This window comes from Sunxiuqinia indica (assembly GCF_009847015.1).
GTDB lineage: Bacteria > Bacteroidota > Bacteroidia > Bacteroidales > Prolixibacteraceae > Sunxiuqinia > Sunxiuqinia indica.
This window is the reverse complement of record NZ_WVEM01000010.1, coordinates 90,289-108,506: the sequence shown is the minus strand read 5'-3', so window position 1 is coordinate 108,506 and position 18,218 is coordinate 90,289. Positions and strand designations below refer to the sequence as shown.

Here is an 18,218-nt window from a genome sequence, read left to right as displayed (position 1 = left end):
GGTTTACGATTTCATATCGTTTGATTATCTTTGTCGATCCATTTCAACAGCATAAGAAGATGTTAGACAAAATTAAGCAGTTACAGGAAGAGATTGAAGCACTGGAAGCTTCAGCGAAAGAAGAAGTAGAAGAACTTCGTATCAAATACATCAGTAAAAAAGGATTGGTGAGCCAATTGTTTGCTGACTTTAAAAACGTACCTGCAGATCAAAAGAAAGCTGTTGGACAAGCCATTAACGAACTAAAGAACAATGCTCTAAATAAAATCAATGAGCTGAAGGATAGCTTTGAAAATGCTGATCAGGGAGCTGGCGGTGCCGATTTAAGCATGCCGGGGGAACCCATGCGCTTGGGAACACGCCACCCACTGGCGATTGTTCGCAATGAGATCGTGGAGATCTTTGCTCGCCTTGGTTTTACAGTTGCCGAAGGGCCTGAGATTGAAGACGACTGGCACGTGTTTTCAGCTCTGAACTTCCCACCCGAGCATCCTGCACGTGATATGCAAGACACCTTTTTTATCCAGAAAGATCCGGATGTGCTGTTACGCACCCATACGTCAAGTGTGCAGGCTCGTGTGATGGAGAAGACACAACCACCAATCCGGGCGATTTTCCCGGGACGTGTGTTCCGTAACGAAGCCATTTCGGCTCGTGCTCACTGCATTTTCCATCAGGTTGAAGGTTTGTATGTTGATGAAAACGTTTCATTTGCCGACTTGAAACAAACGTTGCTTTATTTCTCGCGTGAACTGTTTGGCGAGCAAACCCAAATTCGCCTGCGCCCTTCTTACTTCCCATTCACCGAGCCATCAGCCGAAATGGACGTGAGCTGCTCAATTTGTGGAGGTAAAGGTTGCAATGTATGTAAGTACACCGGGTGGTTAGAGATTTTGGGCTGCGGAATGGTTGATCCAAACGTTTTGGATCTTTGTGGTATCGACTCAAAAAAATATACCGGCTTTGCTTTCGGAATGGGAATCGAACGCATGACCATGCTGAAATATGGTATCAAGGATATTCGCCATTTCTTTGAAAATGATGTGCGGTTCTTGCGCCAGTTTGACTCCGCGTATTAGTCGCAACACGCTGCTGAAAAGTCATCCCGAACTTGTTTCGGGATCGCCCTGCGATCTCTCACAGCCCCTAAAACAAATTGGGTTTATACTAACATCATTGTTATTCCAAAGATATTCCTGAACTATTTGTAAATTCCCGGATGACCTTTCCCATTTCAAAAAGCATTTCCCCTTTAACGTTTGCACTGAGCTGCCTCGTATGAATTACGAGTTTACTTCTATCACGATTGTGATGAATGTAGAACCAATTACCTTTTGAATACCAATACTTTCCTCTTTCATCCCCAGCGTAAGTTACCTCAAAAATTTCGTCAATTTCACGTATTTCATTGCCATTGTGGATATAGTCCCCACAAGCCAATACTACAACAGGAAACTGTTTAATAAATTCTGATTTGAAAAATGTTTCTTTTCTTTCTTGAAGTTTAATTTTGAATTCATCAAGTTTTTTGGCTTTACTAGTTGTTGGGAAAGGATTATCACTCATTTCAGTAATGAAAAATCGTTCTTGAAAGTCGTATGCTTTCTCGTTGTCTGAATCTATTTTAAATATTTGATCATGGAGTTTCTGGTATTTTCTCCAGGTTTGGCCGGCTTTGTGATCAGCGATTTTCACACCTTTGAATGCAAATAGTGGGTTATTCCTTGCACTTTCATCTTGCAAATAACGATCTATTTCCCAGTTTTCACTCACTTCAACGATATTCTTTTTAATATTGCTTTTCCAATCAATTGCGTTATTTAGATAATTTTTACGATTCTGAATCTCCAAGTCATTTGCATTACCAATCGCCACTTCTTTTCCAACAATTAAAATTCTAGAATCCGGTCTACCAGTTCCGAGATAGAAGTTTTCTTTCACTCCTTTTTCTACTAAGTCATTAAATTCCTTTGAATACATTTTGTTTAGTTATAGTTATATATCCTTATCTCCCTATCATCAAACTGAATTACCTCTTCTTGATGATTTTCATTTTTAAGGTTGTAGATTTCAATAAGATCCTTCAAAGGCTCACCAACTTCATCGTCAGTAAACCCCAACACCGATGGACGATAGAGCGCAATTATTTGTGCGCAATCATTAATGATTTTTCTCGACCAGTTGAAATCCCTGATCCTTGGAGTATGATTTTGATGAGATGAATGGATATCAATATTAAAGACAAGTCGAATTTTTAGTTGCGTGACTAGATAAAGTAAAGCATCAACAGCTGCATCTCTCCCATGGTCATCAAATTCATAAAATTGATCTCTGTTAAAACTAAATAGGTCATCTATTATCACCGTTCTAAAATCACCCGCTTCAACGTATTTGATAATTTCTAGAAAGCTACCAACTCCATAGTAGTCCATTGAAGTATTGACTTCCAGATTGTCGCTGATAAAACCATCCATTTCACGAATATCTGTGATCAGCTTTTCGCTGTAATCCTGATAACTTAAGAACAATACCTTTTCTGCTCGTGCAAGATGATTTCCCAGCTTAAGAGCGAAACGTGTTTTGCCAATGCCCTTTTCCCCTCCGAAAGCAATTAGTCCTGAAGATAACTTTAGTCGATCCATTTTACATAGTTTCTGATAAAAATAGGGATTCACTTTTACCTCTGAAAACTGAAAATGGACTTTTTTCAATTTATTTTATAGTAAACTGAAAATAACCATAATTACAACATTCAAAATAGAAAGTCATCCCAAACTCTTCTCGGGATCTTCATCTGCCAAGGAAAGGTACGTTCTACACTGAACCTGCAACAAGATCAGGGCGAGCAATTGCATTTCACACCAACAACTCAAACAATTCCTCTACCTCCTCAACAAAGAAAGTGGGGTTCAGCTCCTTCAGTTCTGCGCTGTTTCCAAAGCCATAGCCCACGGCAATCGTGCTGATTTCATTGGCCTGGCCACCAATAAGGTCGTATTTAGTATCTCCAATCATCACGACTTTTTCGGATGGCATGATTTGATTACGATCCATCAGCCTGGTGATTAATTCAGCTTTGGAGTGTTTGTCGCCATTGCCCGCCCCCTGCGCATCCACCAGGTAACGATCCAATTCAAAGCTCCGCAAAACTTCATGGGCAAACTCATCTCTTTTTGAAGTCGCCACATAAAGCTGCTTCCCTTGTTGGAACAATTCTTCCAGTAATTCCAGCACACCGGGATACAGCTCTCCTTCGTACAACCCTTGCTGACTGTAATACTCGCGAAAAAGTTTCACACCCAAATTAACTTGCCTGTCATCAAACCCGAGCACATTTTTTAAGCCATCCTGGATGGGGGGACCAATCAACTGATCAACGATGGCGGCTCCATCCACATCAACATTCATTTGCTCAAGCATATAGTCCAGTGAGTTGAGCAAGCCAATTTTTGAATTGATTAAAGTACCGTCGAGATCGAAAATAAGATGAGTGAAATTGGTCATGATATATGGATATGTTGATCACAAAATAACAACATTTTTCGTCAGCACTCGATTAAAAATAGTTACGAATAAATTAAGTTCGATGACCAATCCTTATATCAGTTTAGCAGAAGCTCACGTTTAACTATCTTCGCGACTCAATTGAAGTAATAAATTTACATGAACGATCAGTTCCTGAAAACAATAAAAACAGCTACCGGCTCGCGTGATTTTTTTGAATTAGAGCAAATACAAAGCTTGTGGAGTGGCTACGGCAGCATTGTTCGTTATGGCTTAACCGGATCGAACGATAAAACGGTTGTGGTTAAGCATGTCAGGCTTCCTGAAAACACGAAACACCCCAGAGGCTGGAACACCGACTTGTCTCATCAGCGAAAACTGCATTCCTATCAGGTTGAAACAGCATGGTATCAAAACTGGAATCAGTATTGTGATGAAGCATGTCGTGTTCCCAAATATTTGGCTATCGAGACGTTAGGTGATGAAGTGCTGATGGTCTTGGAAGATTTGGATGAAGCCGGTTTCCCGGAAAGAAAAACAGCTGTAAGCTGGGAGGAGATTGAAGCCTGCTTGCAATGGCTGGCAAATTTTCATGCCACCTTTATGGGAGAAAAACCAACCGGGTTGTGGCCTGTTGGCACTTACTGGCATTTAGATACGCGACCAGATGAGCTGGAAGTATTGACCGACTTACCGCTCAAACACGCAGCCAGAAAGATCGATCAGAAGCTACAGGAAAGTCCTTTTCAGACCTTTGTGCATGGCGATGCGAAGTTGGCTAATTTCTGTTTTTCACCAAAAGGAAATCAGGTTGCAGCCGTCGATTTTCAGTACGTTGGCGGTGGATGCGGCATGAAAGATGTTGCCTATTTTATTGGCAGTTGTTTGTATGAAGACGACTGCGAAAAAATGGAAGACCAATTGCTGAACGTATACTTCGAAGCACTCAAGCGGGCCTTGAACAAACACCAAAAAGAAATTGATTTCAATGCGTTGGAAGCCAATTGGCGGGAAATGTTTCCCATTGCCTGGACCGACTTCCACCGCTTTTTGAAAGGCTGGAGCCCTGGCCACTGGAAAATTAATAGTTACAGCGAACGTCTGGCTCGCAAAGTTGTTAATCAGTTACAGAACTAAAAGAAAACGCATGCAATTAACCGATCAGGATTTAGCAGCATTAGGTGAAGCAGCAACTTCGGCAGCCTTAAAAGCCGGAGAATTAATTTCGTCACACAGCTCGAAAAAGTTGAACGTTGAAAACAAAGGCGGTGCCGACAGTCTGGCATCGCAAGTGGTTACCGAAGTTGACCTCATGGCGCAGGAGCTTATTCTTGAAATGCTGGACAAATACTCAAAATTATTTGACTTGGGCACGCTGGGAGAAGAAAGCCCCGACAACCATGAACGGTTCGAAAAGGACTACTTTTGGTGTATCGACCCCATTGACGGAACACTGGCTTTTATCAATCAACAACATGGTTACGCGGTTTCCATTGGCTTGGTATCAAAAAGCGGAGAACCGGTAATTGGTGTTATTTTCGATCCGCTAAAAAAGATCCTTTACAAGGCCGTAAAAGGTCAGGGCGCTTTCCGCAATGGACGCAAATGGACTGTACAGTCAGCAAAGGATGCTCCGCTTTACCTGGTTAGTGATTCAAGCTTTCAGGATCACCCATTGTTTAATGAATCAATTTCGGAGCTTAAAGCAATTAGCGAAGATTTGGGCTATAACGGATTCGAAACACAATTTAAAGGAGGCGCAGCACTTAACGCATGTTGGGTGATCGAAAAAGCTCCCGCCTGCTACTTCAAATACCCCAAAAAGAAACAAGGTGGCGGCAGCCTGTGGGATTATGCAGCCAGTGCATGTATCTATTCTGAAGCCGGAGCTTGGGTCAGCAACATGCACGGCGAACCATTGGATTTAAATCGCAAGAATTCAACCTTTATGAACCATGAGGGGATTTTGTACGCTTCGACAAAGGAGATTGCGAATAAAATTACCCAAATAAATACCAAACTAAAGCGATAGTCATTCCGACCATTACCACCGCGCTCGCTACGTTCAAATAGGCCGTAAACCAAAAATCGCGGGTAGTAATTGTTTTCTGATGATGGCCGATGTAAGGTTTCTCCACCAGCTTGCCATGATACACATTTGGTCCGCCAAACCGGCATTTCAGGATACCGGCCAGCGCTGCTTCGGGATAGCCGGCATTGGGGCTGGCATGTTGATTCCCGTAGCGAAAGATGTGTTGTACTCCGCTCCAACTTAAGCTAACCATCACCATCAATAAAGCAGTTATGCGGGCAGGAATTAAGTTCAGCACATCATCGAGGCGGGCAGCAAACCAACCAAAGTACTTATAGCGGGCATCTTTGTAGGCAATCATCGAGTCGAGGGTGCTGGCCATTTTAAAGGCGAAAAGTGCCGGAATACCACCAACAGCATAGTAGAACAGCGGAGCAATCACGCCGTCGCTGAGGTTTTCGGCCATCGTTTCCAACACGGCGGTACGAATTTGCTGCCCATTCAGTTGCGAGGTATCACGACCAACAATAAAAGAGAGCTGTTTGCGTCCAGCTTCAACTCCCTCTTTTTCCAGTACCCGAATAACCAACCACGACTCGTAAATCAAGCTACGGTTGGCCAACCCAAAAAACACGCCGACACTTGCCCAAATGATATAGAAATAGGGATGATGTTCCAGTTGCTCAAACAACAAGTAGAAAAGAAACCAGGTAAAACCAACCAACGCCCCAGCAACCAGCACACCTTTTAACTTGCGACGTTTGCCCCGGTTAAAAGCATGATCAAGCTGGGCAATCATCAAACCAAATAAGCGGATTGGATGTGGCAGCCAACGGGGATCTCCCAAAACACAATCGAGTGCAAACCCAATTAAAAGTGGTAATATGATGAGGTTGAAATTATCCATAATACTGAGCGATCTTATCACCTCGAGTTTGTTTCAGAATCTGATTTAAATAGCTAACAGATTCCGAAACAAGTTCGGAATGACTTTCATCTTTCTTATTTATTTTTCTTTCAACACCGAATACACATAGTCCATATCAACATGGACCCGAACATGAGCAGCCAGTTTGTTATACTGTTCCTCCTTGAAAGCCTCGTAGTCAAAGGCTGCAACTTCGGCCTGCAGTTGATTCGCTTTCAGCATTTCCTCCACCACCGCTTTGTTGTCGAAAATGCCATGCAGGTATGTTCCCCACAGTTTGGGCGAAACCATGCAGCCATCCGCCGATCCGTCTTCCAATTGGCAGAGCGCTTTGTTATTCATTCGTTGGGTCTTTCCCATATGAATCTCATAGCCCGAGCAAGTCTCATTTCGACCTGCAAATTGAAATTTGGTTTGCACCGTACGTTTTTCTTTACTTAAAGTAGTTACAACAGGCAATAAGCCCAAACCCGGCATAACATCAATATCACCTTCAACACCGTCGGGATCTCGAATTTCTTCCCCCATAATTTGGTAGCCGCCACAAATGCCATACACGCCTTTCCCGGCCTCCGAAGCATGGATAACTGCCTTGGCCAGCCCCCGATCCCGCAGGTGAACCAGGTCGGAAATCGTGTTTTTTGAGCCAGGCACCAACACCACATCAGCTTTGGCAATCTCGGCCGGGTTGGCCGAATAATAGAGGTTGACGTCGGGCATACGCTCCAGCATATTGAAATCGGTAAAGTTGCTCATGTGCCGCAGCAAAACCACAGCGATGTTTATTTTCCCGGCTTCGGTGCTACCCCGTTTGTAGTCAATCACCACGCTGTCTTCCTGTTCGATATGAATATCGGTAAAATAAGGAACTACACCAATCACAGGGATTCCGGTTAACTCTTCCAGCGTTTTTCGTCCATCTTCAAACAAACTGATATCGCCCCGGAACTTATTAATCAGAATGCCTTTAATCAGCTTACGCTCCGCTTCGGGCAGTAATTTGATGGTGCCATACACGCTGCCAAACACCCCGCCCCGATCAATGTCGGCAATCAGAATGGTGGGCGAGCCGGTTTCCAGCGCCACCCGCATGTTGGTAATGTCTTTATCCCAGAGGTTCACTTCGGAAATACTTCCGGCTCCTTCCATCACGATGGGATTGTACCGGGCATCCAGTGACCGCCAGGCTTTCATCGCCTCGGCAAACAAAAAGTCGCGATCGGTTTTCAGGAAATACTCGCGGGCCGACTGGTCGCCCATGGGCTTGCCATTGAGCACAATTTGCGCACTTTTATGGCTTGTGGGCTTCAGCAAAATGGGATTCATAACGCTAAGGCACGGAATGCCACAAGCTTCGGCCTGCACAGCCTGCGCACGCCCTAATTCCAAACCCTCTTCGCTGGCAAACGAGTTCAACGACATGTTTTGTGCCTTAAAAGGTGCCGGGTGGTAGCCATCCTGCTTGAAGATGCGGCAAAAGGCAGCGTTGATGACCGATTTCCCGACATCGGAACCGGTGCCAACAAACAGAATGGGCTTAAGTTTCGTGTTATTTTCCATATCCTAAGTAATCGTTTGATGAAAAATGAAGTTAATTTTTATACTTTTGGTATATTTCCTAAAATCAACAGCTGTAGATTTTAATATCTTGATTACTTTCCTAAAATGCACACCGCTATTTTCAATAAATTCGCACAAATTCATAAAATCCAAAGGTACATTTTTTATGTCTTTGTATGATTTTCTTAAATGTAAGCACAAAGATTTTAGAAACTGGTTGATTTTCATTAAAAATTGCCCTAACTTGTCCTTAAAACAACCCAACGCAAGCCTATGATTCCTGTTGAATACCCTCCCATTACGCCACAGGTGGTTTACAGCGGCCTGGCAGACATCACTGCTCCGGAAGGCAACCGAGTATTGACCGTAACGCTCGAAAACAAGCCGAGCGGCAACAGTTACATGGACCTTTTTGCCAACCTGGTTCGCCAGCATGGTAAACACCCGGTATCGTTCTATGCCAGGACATTGGGCGTCAACACGCGCCATTTTGATGGGGCTATCCGCTGCATGTCGGGCATGAGTGCGCACGACTGGATTAATGAGTATTTGCGCCAGGTAGTCTGCGACTTGCTGGGAGATACCACCCTTTCGTTTAAAGAGATCGGGCGTATTCTCGGACTTTCGCAAAGCAGCTTTACGCAGTTTTTCCAGGCTCATCAAAAGATGCAGCCCTACCAGTTCCGCAGCATCAAGCAACATAACCGGAACCGGGGTTATCACTTTGCCTGAATAAAAGCTTACTTGATCAAATGGATCGCTGGAAGTCGGTATCATCAATCGGTGTATTAAAGGTTGAAATGAACCAGTTCCCCGTAATCGACCCGTTTTTGAAAGGCGTTTAGCGGCGCTGTTCCGCCCAGCAGGCAATCCAGCGCGCGGAGGATGCCCCCGTGAGTCACCAGTACCACATGCTCCAAAGCCTCTTGCCTCAACTCATCCAGGAAAGCGTTCGCGCGTTCAATCTGGTCGACAAAAGCCTCCCCCCGTGGACATTTCACCTGCACAAAATCGTTGAACCAGGCTTTCGCCTCAGCGGTTTGGCTGATAGCGTCCCAGCGTTGCAATTCCCAATCGCCAAAATGAAGCTCCTTCAACCGGTCATCATACCTGATTTCATCCCCGGGAAATAAATCCTGCGCCAGCGTCCGGCACCGTTGCAAAGGACTTGAAAAAATGGCATCGAAAGACTGCTTATCGACCAGACGTTTCACCAGAGCCAGCTCTTCCGGGTAACTCGAAGCCAGCCCCACATCGCTCTGCCCGTAACAAATTCCTTGCGGGACATCCACTTTGGTATGTCGAATGCCGTGGATATTCATACCAGGGCCAGTAAAGTCAGGTAAAACACCACTTCCACAATCTGCTGCAATGCGCCGAGGCAATCGCCGGTGTAGCCACCTATTTTCCGTTCGATGTATTTTTTGAACAGAAAGGTGATGAACAGCGAAAGCGGCAAAACGACGGCCATCAGCTGCCAGGGCAGGAAAGCTGCGGGCAACAGGCCAACGATCAGCGCGAGCAACAGGTCTGACCATTTGCCTTTTTTCCCGATGGGCTTGGTCTTGCTCAATTCATCTTCGCGGGAGTACCAGCTGGTAAAGATAACCACCACCGGCATGATCCGACTGAACGCGTGTGCAGCCACCAACACCAACGGAATCATCAACGGCGGCAGGGCCTGCAGGGCCAGGAACTTCGTCCCCAACATGCCGATTAATCCGACGGTTCCGTAGGTTCCAATCCGGCTGTCCTTCATGATGGTGAAGATCTTTTCGCGCGTGTAACCGCCGCCAAAGCCATCGCAGAAGTCGGCAAACCCATCTTCATGAAAAGCTCCGGTAACGAAAATAGTCGCCAACATGCTGATAAAAACCGCCACTTCAGCAGGTAGCAAAAGATTCAACCCATAAAAAACAGTTGCACCAATACCTCCCACAATCCACCCAATCAATGGGAAATAGCGGGTAGACCGGTTCAGCCGCTCATTGGAAAAACCCAACGCCCGGGGAACCGGAATGCGGGTGTAAAACATCACCGCGGTCAGGAATAAGTTGAGTTGCTGTTTCATTGAAGTTCCAAGTTTAACATTCCAAATTTCAAGTTGTTCTATGACTCGCGGACCTATGAGCTTTGTACGCTTGTGTCCTCTTCTTTATTGGAGACGCCCGCATCTTCAAAGCTAGCCATTTCATTGATAAACGTCGCAGCGGCCTGAATCACAGGATAGGCCACGGCTGCCCCTGACCCTTCTCCCAGGCGCATACCCAGGCTCAACACGGGTTTCGCATTTAGAAAATCCAGCATGAGTTGGTGCCCTTTTTCCTCCGAAGCGTGGCAAAATATGCAATTATCACGAACCGACTCATCAAACTGAATAGCGGTTAGGGTTGCTGCTGTCGCGATAAAGCCATCAATCAGGATGACCATATGCTGGCGCCTGGCTTCTAAGATCGCGCCAACCATCATGGCAATTTCCAGTCCCCCAAAGGTGGCGAGATTCTCCAGTGCGGTTTGCGGATTGTACTTCTCCGAAACGGCTTTCAGAACGGCAGTTTTATGATCCAGCGCTTCGCCTTCCACTCCGGCTCCTTTCCCGGTGCAAGCCTCAACAGGCAGCTCCATAAAGCGGTGCATCAACAAGGACGATGGCGAGGTGTTGCCAATGCCCATCTCACCAAATCCGATGGTATTGCATCCGGCTTCGGCCTCCTGCTTGACAAATTCAGCGCCACGCTGCATCGCCAGTTGACATTCGTCTACGGTCATCGCCGGCTCCATCATCATATTTTTGGAACCCCGGGCAATTTTCGCGTCAATGATTGGTCCATCGGCCGGAAAATCGTAATCCACGCCGGCATCAATCACCTTCAGCGTAATGCCGTTTTGCTTACAAAAAACGCTAATGGCCGCTCCCCCGGCACAGAAGTTCATGGCCATTTGCCAGGTGACGTCTTTCGGATAAGGGCTCACGCCTTCATCAGCTATTCCGTGGTCGGCCGCAAATACCAACAGGCTTGGCTTTTCCAGTTTTGGCGATAGCGTGTTTTGGATCATTCCCAATTGCAGGGCAATTTCTTCAAGCCGTCCGAGTGACCCGGTTGGCTTGGTTTTAAAATCAATTTTGTGTTGAAGTTGGTCTTTTAGTGTTGTCATTTGATTGGTTTTTATCGTAATTTATTGTTGTTCTTCTCCATTTGAAACATGGAATTTAAAACTTGGAATTAGAATCCGCTATCCTTTAATTTTTACCTCAATTCCCGATACCATCAGGTAAACCGTTTTGGCTTGCCGGGCAATGTGTTGATTCATCCAGCCTTGCAGGTCGGCAAACTTGCGAGCCATTTCATTTTCGGGGTGAACGCCCATCCCCAGCTCGTTGCTGACAACGATCAGGTTCATATCCTGCTCAATGAACTTCTGCCACTCTGCTTGGGCAGCTTCCAGGGCTACTTCGATTTGGTAATCGCTGTCGTGAAAAAAGTTGGTCAGCCACAAGGTCACACAATCCATCAGCACGGTTTGTCGGTGAAAATCATGTTTCGAGAGTTCCTTCTCCTCTTCAACCGTTTGCCAGCGATCATCGCGGTCATCCTGATGCCGTTTAACGCGCCGGGCAAAATCCTCGTCCCAAATACGGGCGGTAGCCAGGTAAACGGGCTGCTTCGATTGCTGCTCAGCCAATCGCTGTGCAAAGCTGCTCTTCCCTGACCGGGCTCCTCCGGTGATAAATGTGATGGTGGCCATAGTTTAAGAAATTCCAAGTTTCAAATTCCAAATTCTCCCGAACAATCGGGACTCCCTTCGATCGCAGTTTCGGGTTTTTACACGTCTTTTAAAACAAAGCAAGAGGCCAACTGACGTTTCAGTTGCCTCCTGCTGACTTGATTATCTGATTTGCTTAACAAGTTCCATAGAAAATTAGTCGAGGAAGAGGGTCATCGCGGGAGAAGCCCCCACTTCTTTAGTATCTTGTAATTCATGGTCGGCCGAGTAAATCTTCATTTCACCATTTACATTAGAACCATTATCGATTAAAACATAAATATCACCGTTCTCCGGATTAACAGAAATCCCTTTAATACCGGTAACATCACTAATTAAAGCCTCCTCTTCAAATTCTTTTGTTTGCGTATTGAAAACACGAACACCGCCTACCACAGGATAACCAGATGCACCAATCGCATACAACTTCGCCTTATCATTACTTAATGCCATAATAGTTGCATAAGAAGAACTCATTGTTAGCGGATAGATGGTTATCTCATCCGTAGCAGTATTAATGTAACCAAGACCAGCTCCCTCACTTGGATTACTGTAAGTTCCGACAAGAGAAACATATAGATTGCCGGAATTATCTTTCAGCAAGTAGGAACAAACTGCTGTCGTTTCAATGTATGAAACAGCTTCTGAGCTCAAATCTATTACTGCCACTGCATTCTCGTAGTTTAATGCCGCATATAATTTCCCGTTTGCAACTTCAAGACCTTCAGGCCCACCAGGCAGGGCAATCGTGCTTTCTACCGTTTTAGTGACGGTGTTATATTTTGCGATATAGGATATTGAATTATCATTCCACACTTCACCACCCCAACATGCAATATATAAGTAATCGCCATCAGCAATGCAATTACGAGGTTTCACAATATCTGTCGTAATCGTATCCTGTCCCACAAAAAGTGGATCATAGATAATAACCCGATCCGGTTCATTCCCCATTACATAAATATGGGCGTCATGCTCGTAAATCCATTGAGGAGCCGAAACCATAATTGCTCCATTATTTTGTTGTTGATCGTAGAAGGAGGTCAATTGATCTGCATCGTAATCATACTTAGTAACTGATGCTGCATCGTTCGAATAACCACCGTAGTTCAAGATATAGGCACCTTTCACCAACTCATCCGGATTCTGATCAATAATATCATCATCATCAGAACAAGAAGCGACCAAAGCCACCAACGCTAAGAAAAAGGGCAATAATTTTACAAGTTTTTTCATAATCGATATATTTAATTGTTTTTATAAAATTTCAAATCGGTTGACAAGCTTAATTGGAAACTACGCCCGGGCATAGCATAGTTCAACTGGTTTTGGTAATCGTTATCTAAAACATTACGAACATTAAAGCGCAGAGAAATAGGCTGCTCAAGAACAATGAGTTTCCTTGATATTCCACAATTCAACATGGCATATGCATCTAAAAGGTTACCCTCTGGATTGGCAATGCTTCCGCTATAATCAACCTGACGGTCTCCTGTAAATGATCCATCAACAGACAAGCTCCAATTGTTGTATTTGAATTGAATAAAGGTATTCGCAATGTGTTCAGGGGTGTAAATAAGTCGTTTACCGACTAAACGATTCAGCCCATCCTCTTTGATTTCGGTTGGGTTATAACTGTAGTTCAAGCTAATACTGATGTCATAGCCATCGAAGAACAAATCACTGTTTGATGTGAATTCTATTCCTTTACTAATCACCCGCGAACGGTTTTCCGGCACCCAATCGCCGTTTGTTCCCGTTGGCCGCCATTCAATCCAATCATCAACGTCCATGTAAAAACCATTAAGCTTTAAGTCAGTTTGAAAAACTTCGGAACAATACTGGTATTGAATTCCCATTTCGTAGTTCATCCCTTTTTCCGGGTTTAGGTCTGGATTGCCTTGCACTCCCCAGAACCGATCGTTAAAGGTTGGAACTCGGTAGCTCCGGGAAACATTACCATTTAGTTTGACTATCGATAATGCATTTGTGTAAAGTCGGTATTCAGCACCAACTGAAGGAGTAAACGGAACTTCAAAATCAGTGACAAATTGTTGTCGTAAGTTCAATGTCAGTTTCAATTTTCGCCAAGCGGTGTAAAATGCCGAAGCATAAAGATCTGCTCGCTGCTCATAGTCAATCACAGCCGCAGAATAGGAATATACATCTGGCTCAACATACATATACTTTAAACCAGCTTTATAACCAAAGTTTGTAGTGATATCCTGTTTACCTTCAAGTTCAGCAACCAAGCGATCAGTGCTTATTTTCTGTTCGTTATTCTCTCCGTCGATTTGTACATCACGGACATAACCTACACCTGCTTTATAATTGATCGCATGATTGCGGTTTTCATATTCAGACCAAAGGCGAATGTGTTCGTTATCCAGTCCGGAAATTACCAGATTATCACCAACGGACGAGGCCATCTCTGGCTGCTTTTCATGCCAATCGTCCTCCAGCCAAATAGATGTTTTCAGCCATTGCTGGCTATCGAACCGATAGTTTAACTCCTGAAGCAGACCCATATTCTCAATCCGGGCTCCTCGTTGAGTATACTCTTTTCCATCCTGAGGATAGCGAAATGTAAAATCATTTTCCCGTGTGAAATAGTAAAGTCGGGTTACTGATTCAAACTTCCCATTACCAACATATACTTTGGTTCCGTAGAGTTGTTCTCCAAATGAGGCAAATGATCCAGTCGCCTGCACGCGGAAACCATCCGTCCAATTATTCTTCAGTCCCAGATAGACTGCTCCTCCGATAGAGCCGGAGCCATTGACAGCTGATGAAGATCCGTATTGTAAATCTACATCATCAAATAAATACATAGGGACACTCGAAAAGTTGGACGACCCAAGTGTGAGCGAATTGATATTAATGCCTCCAAAATTAATTGAAGTATGGTCGGCCGAAGTACCACGAAAACGGATAGTTGCCAAACCGCCAGCATCTGCCTTTAAGTAAAGCGGGGTAAACCGTCCCAACAGGTCATTCAAACTACCCGCTTGGGCGATGTCCAATTGCTCAGCCGAAATGCTTTCCACTTTCGCCCCTGCCTGGTACTTCTTTACCGTCGCATAGGTACTCACTTCTTCCAACACAATGGTATCCGAAAGACTATGATGCTGCGCAAACAGACTAAACACACAAAGAGCCAATAGCCCTGATAAAATAAACCTTCTCATTTCTAATTCAGTAGAATGAGCTTAGGATAAGATTTGTGAAAAATACGCGATTACATTTCACTAGCTTTATTCCCGAAGCCTTTGTTCATATTCATAATGGATTGTGGCAGGTCTTCTGGCTCACCTTACTTTCTGACGCCTTCCCGTTTGGCAAAACCAAGCAGTGGCTGGGGTTTCAGAAAGCTTGTTTAAGGCTTACAGCTGCGGGTACAGCTCCGGATTCTAACCGGATTCCCTATTTATCCCATCCGGCAGTTGCCGGATTATTGGAACCAAATCCGTGACAAATGTAGGAATTATTTCGGTTGGAAAAAGGTCATTGGATAAAATCAATAACTAAAATTAATCCGTAACCCAACCAGGTAATGCTCATTCTGATCAGGGAATAAAGGATCAATCCACTGTAAATGAGGTGAAACAAAAACCCATTGATTGAACTGATTGCTGATGTATAGTTCAGCTATTTTTTCCCGTTCTTCCTGCTCAAATGGTTTGGTCTCACCAAAAGCTAATCCCAGTTTAAATTCGCGATTCAGAAACAGCTGCTGAAACCCAATTCCGGCACTCCAGGCTTGTTCAACACCAAACCACTCGGAAAGCTTCTTTTCGTTTCTCCCATAACGTCCAAAAACGGTAAACCGCCCGGCAATCAGCTCATCAAAAGAAAGCCCAAACCCTTGGCTATGGCCAGCCGCCGGATGCTCGAAACCATAAATCCTGAAGTTGGCTTCCCAGCCGGTTTGCGGAAAAAGCTTAAAGCCTGTTTCGGCAATTTTGAAGTGATCACGCATCAAATCGTTACCCGAATTATCCAGACTGCTCAAGGCCAATTGCAGATAAAACCGATTGACAAAAGACGTACGAAAGCGAATACCAGGAGCATTGACGGGAGCAGGCAACGCTGCGTTGTTGACAAATGCACCACTTATAAATTGTGAGGTTTCGTCGTTAGCATGCAGGTTATTATCGAAATAGTTCGTCACGTCAATTTTTCCGACATTGATTGTGAACAAATCTTGCAACGCCCGAAACTCAGCCCAGGCTTCCAGCACCACCAGCTGGTCAATTCCCTCTGCACTTTGTGTTGAACCGGCATCGGCATTCAATCCGCTCAAATTAGGAATTAACTGATCGGGACCATCACCTCCAATGGCTTCGAGGTCGAAAAACAAAATGGTGTGTTGTCCAAAGCTGGTGAAGGCGAATATGTCGAACGACCCCACCGCCTGGTAGTTCGCATTCGACTGAGGCTCTACCTGGAAACTCGCTGTAGCCACGCCATTGAACTGGAGTTGCCCATCCCGCTTGGTAAGCGCTTTTAGTAACTCATCTACCTGCTTGCGCTTCGATCGCTGAGCTTCGGGAATATCTGCTCCTTCTTCGGCATCAAACAACCCGAAAAACTGGTTAACCAGAGTGGTATCGCGTTGGTCTTGCTCCATCGTTTCATAAGTCACAGGATAAGCCCTAAGTGATGTCAGAAAAATCGCTATCATTGGGAAAGAAAGTAAAACTAGTCGCATGCATCTCCGTTTTTAGCTTAAAACAGTTAATGATACAATTTAGATCATTCATGGCTTAAGTTCACCTAGTCAAATCCTAATTTTTGAAAAAACAGCTCGTTTCCATCCTTCTTTAATTCCTATCTTTATTCAAAACTAGTTCTGTCAACCCTGATGATTAAAAATGAAAATAAGCCATTCCAATTTTAAACAAACCTATTATCGCTATTTCAAAAGGCTCTGTATAATCTCCTATCGATGTTTAAATGATATGGACAAAGCTCAAGACGTAGTTCAGCAAGTATTCCTTGATCTATACGAAAACCTTGACAGTAAGGAAATAAACGAAAATATTTACCCCTACCTGAGAAAGGCCGTCTTCTATAAAAGTTTAGACCTGATAAAAAAAGAAAGAACACAAAAGCAATACTTTGAATTACTTCGATCAAGGTGCCAACCGGTTGAAATGCAAAATTTCTATGATTTGGCAGAACTGGAAAACAAAGTTTATGAAATTGTGAGTTGCCTCCCGCAACAATGTCAAATCATTTTCATTAAAAGCCGAAATGAAGGAAAATCGAATAAGGAAATCGCATCGGAGTTAAACATTTCTGTCCGGACAGTTGAGTCTCACATTTTCAAGGCATTAAAAAAATTAAAAACAGGATTAAGAGAATATTTGGCCCAAATCATTTTCACATTTTTCTAAAAATCTAATCTTTTTAGTAAGTAGTTCCCATGGTTTAATCGACTAATAAATGAAGCATGAAGAAAAAATATGTAAGTGACAAGCAGCTGTTTCACTTTTTAAATAAGACGGCAACTGAAAACGAGATTCTGCAGGTAAAAAGCTGGCTTAAGGCAAGTCATGAACATAAAGTGTACTTCAAAAAGTTTAAACAAGCCTTTGATGCTGCCGACTCATATGACTTGTATAACTCAATAAATGTTGAAAACCAATGGAAATCTCTTAATCAAAATATCATGAAGGAAAATGAAAAACGTGGATTAATTCATTTGAACGCAAATTGGATCAAAATTGCGGCGGCTCTCTTAATTGTCTTCGGATTGGGCACTTTAGTCTATTACTTGTCATCACCCAAACTCGTCATCCACCAATTCTCAGAGGCAACCCCTTTTGTCCTTTTACCTGATTCCTCTGTCATCTATTTAAAATCGGGCGCAAAACTCACCACCTCTCAAAAATATGACCGTGAGGTTTCGTTAGATGGGGAAGCGTTCTTTTTCGTCAAATCCAATCCAGATAAAATGTTCACAGTCAACTTAAATGAATCAAAAATTCAGGTGCATGGAACAACATTCTACGTGAACGAGGGAATAAGAACAAAAGTAAAACTTTATGAAGGAAGTATCAGTTTTTTATGTCCTATCGACACCATCGACCTACAACCAGATACCGAATTGATTTACAACTCTGAAACAAAAGAAACCAGTATTCAACAAGCTGTAGATACGACTTCTTTTCTTCAATTTCGGGATGCCAAACTGGAAGAATTTTTTAAAGTATTGGAGCAACGATATCTTTATAAAATCACGATAGCTCCGGACCTTCGAAATTACAGAGTGTCTGTCTCCCTAAGCCCAACCGACTCAATTTCCGAAATTTTAAAATTGCTAAGCATGGTCATTCCGATGGATTATACCATTGTGGATCATCAAATTATCATAAAACTGAAAGATGAAGAAGATATTAAAACATTCGGGAAGTAATTTGCGCA

Annotated in this window: 18 protein-coding genes and 1 riboswitch; of the genes, 6 read left to right on the top strand and 12 right to left on the bottom strand. The window is 43.8% G+C overall.

Annotation, left to right across the window (positions count from 1 at the left end; all coding sequences use genetic code 11):
- The first annotated feature begins 59 nt into the window (after positions 1–59).
- Positions 60–1,079 carry a phenylalanine--tRNA ligase subunit alpha gene (pheS, locus tag GR929_RS15355; protein WP_159521353.1) on the top strand — a complete coding sequence of 340 codons (1,020 nt, stop codon included), beginning with the start codon at positions 60–62 and terminating at the stop codon, positions 1,077–1,079.
- A gap of 100 nt (positions 1,080–1,179) precedes the next feature.
- On the opposite strand, the gene GR929_RS15350 is transcribed toward pheS, so the two are convergent.
- The 3 genes from GR929_RS15350 to GR929_RS15340 all read right to left on the bottom strand — a co-directional run bounded on the left by GR929_RS15350 (position 1,180) and on the right by GR929_RS15340 (position 3,504).
- The gene (locus GR929_RS15350; protein WP_159521352.1) at positions 1,180–1,980 is read right to left on the bottom strand and encodes a hypothetical protein; all 801 of its coding nucleotides are present in this window, start codon (positions 1,978–1,980) and stop codon (positions 1,180–1,182) included.
- Between the two features lie 5 nt (positions 1,981–1,985).
- Positions 1,986–2,642, bottom strand: a complete 657-nt coding sequence (locus GR929_RS15345; RefSeq protein ID WP_159521351.1) for an AAA family ATPase — start codon at positions 2,640–2,642, stop codon at positions 1,986–1,988.
- A 214-nt stretch (positions 2,643–2,856) separates the two neighbouring features.
- Positions 2,857–3,504: an HAD hydrolase-like protein gene (locus GR929_RS15340; protein ID WP_159521349.1), complete on the bottom strand. Its 648-nt coding sequence runs from the start codon at positions 3,502–3,504 to the stop codon at positions 2,857–2,859.
- Positions 3,505–3,663: 159 nt separating this feature from the next.
- Between GR929_RS15340 and GR929_RS15335 the strand changes: the two genes are divergently transcribed.
- A complete protein-coding gene (locus GR929_RS15335) occupies positions 3,664–4,641 on the top strand; it encodes an oxidoreductase family protein (RefSeq protein WP_159521347.1) in 978 nt (325 codons plus the stop codon).
- Between the two features lie 10 nt (positions 4,642–4,651).
- Complete coding sequence (locus GR929_RS15330) at positions 4,652–5,536, top strand: 3'(2'),5'-bisphosphate nucleotidase CysQ family protein (RefSeq protein WP_159521345.1); 885 nt, start codon at positions 4,652–4,654, stop codon at positions 5,534–5,536.
- Here the strand turns inward: GR929_RS15330 and cbiB are convergent.
- Both cbiB and GR929_RS15320 read right to left on the bottom strand, forming a co-directional pair.
- The gene (gene cbiB, locus GR929_RS15325; RefSeq protein WP_159521343.1) at positions 5,505–6,443 is read right to left on the bottom strand and encodes an adenosylcobinamide-phosphate synthase CbiB; all 939 of its coding nucleotides are present in this window, start codon (positions 6,441–6,443) and stop codon (positions 5,505–5,507) included. The genes GR929_RS15330 and cbiB overlap by 32 nt on opposite strands.
- A gap of 99 nt (positions 6,444–6,542) precedes the next feature.
- Positions 6,543–8,024 carry a cobyric acid synthase gene (locus GR929_RS15320; protein ID WP_159521341.1) on the bottom strand — a complete coding sequence of 494 codons (1,482 nt, stop codon included), beginning with the start codon at positions 8,022–8,024 and terminating at the stop codon, positions 6,543–6,545.
- 273 nt (positions 8,025–8,297) lie between these two features.
- Here GR929_RS15320 and GR929_RS15315 point away from each other — a divergent pair, with 273 nt between their 5' ends.
- Positions 8,298–8,756 (top strand): helix-turn-helix domain-containing protein, encoded by a 459-nt coding sequence (locus tag GR929_RS15315; protein WP_159521339.1) that lies wholly within the window; start codon positions 8,298–8,300, stop codon positions 8,754–8,756.
- 56 nt (positions 8,757–8,812) lie between these two features.
- On the opposite strand, the gene cobC is transcribed toward GR929_RS15315, so the two are convergent.
- From cobC to GR929_RS15280, 7 genes are all read right to left on the bottom strand, one after another.
- Positions 8,813–9,346, bottom strand: coding sequence for an alpha-ribazole phosphatase (cobC, locus tag GR929_RS15310; RefSeq protein WP_159521337.1), 534 nt, complete (start codon positions 9,344–9,346; stop codon positions 8,813–8,815).
- Positions 9,343–10,095 (bottom strand): adenosylcobinamide-GDP ribazoletransferase, encoded by a 753-nt coding sequence (locus GR929_RS15305; protein WP_159521335.1) that lies wholly within the window; start codon positions 10,093–10,095, stop codon positions 9,343–9,345. Before GR929_RS15305 ends, cobC begins: the two co-directional genes overlap by 4 nt.
- A 53-nt stretch (positions 10,096–10,148) precedes the next feature.
- Positions 10,149–11,180 (bottom strand): nicotinate-nucleotide--dimethylbenzimidazole phosphoribosyltransferase, encoded by a 1,032-nt coding sequence (gene cobT / locus GR929_RS15300; RefSeq protein ID WP_159521333.1) that lies wholly within the window; start codon positions 11,178–11,180, stop codon positions 10,149–10,151.
- Between the two features lie 78 nt (positions 11,181–11,258).
- Positions 11,259–11,771, bottom strand: a complete 513-nt coding sequence (cobU, locus tag GR929_RS15295; RefSeq protein WP_159521331.1) for a bifunctional adenosylcobinamide kinase/adenosylcobinamide-phosphate guanylyltransferase — start codon at positions 11,769–11,771, stop codon at positions 11,259–11,261.
- A 174-nt stretch (positions 11,772–11,945) separates the two neighbouring features.
- Positions 11,946–13,025, bottom strand: a complete 1,080-nt coding sequence (locus GR929_RS15290) for an NHL repeat-containing protein (protein WP_159521329.1) — start codon at positions 13,023–13,025, stop codon at positions 11,946–11,948.
- 11 nt (positions 13,026–13,036) lie between these two features.
- Complete coding sequence (locus tag GR929_RS22235) at positions 13,037–14,977, bottom strand: TonB-dependent receptor (RefSeq protein WP_159521327.1); 1,941 nt, start codon at positions 14,975–14,977, stop codon at positions 13,037–13,039.
- Positions 14,978–15,064: 87 nt separating this feature from the next.
- A riboswitch (cobalamin riboswitch) is annotated at positions 15,065–15,269 on the bottom strand.
- Positions 15,270–15,306: 37 nt separating this feature from the next.
- A complete protein-coding gene (locus GR929_RS15280; protein ID WP_159521325.1) occupies positions 15,307–16,500 on the bottom strand; it encodes a hypothetical protein in 1,194 nt (397 codons plus the stop codon).
- A 163-nt stretch (positions 16,501–16,663) separates the two neighbouring features.
- On the opposite strand from GR929_RS15280, the gene GR929_RS15275 reads away from it, so the two are divergent.
- Positions 16,664–17,188 (top strand): RNA polymerase sigma-70 factor, encoded by a 525-nt coding sequence (locus tag GR929_RS15275; protein WP_159521323.1) that lies wholly within the window; start codon positions 16,664–16,666, stop codon positions 17,186–17,188.
- Positions 17,189–17,244: 56 nt separating this feature from the next.
- Entirely contained in the window at positions 17,245–18,210 is a 966-nt protein-coding gene (locus tag GR929_RS15270; RefSeq protein WP_159521321.1) for a FecR family protein, read from the top strand.
- Positions 18,211–18,218 lie beyond the last annotated feature (8 nt).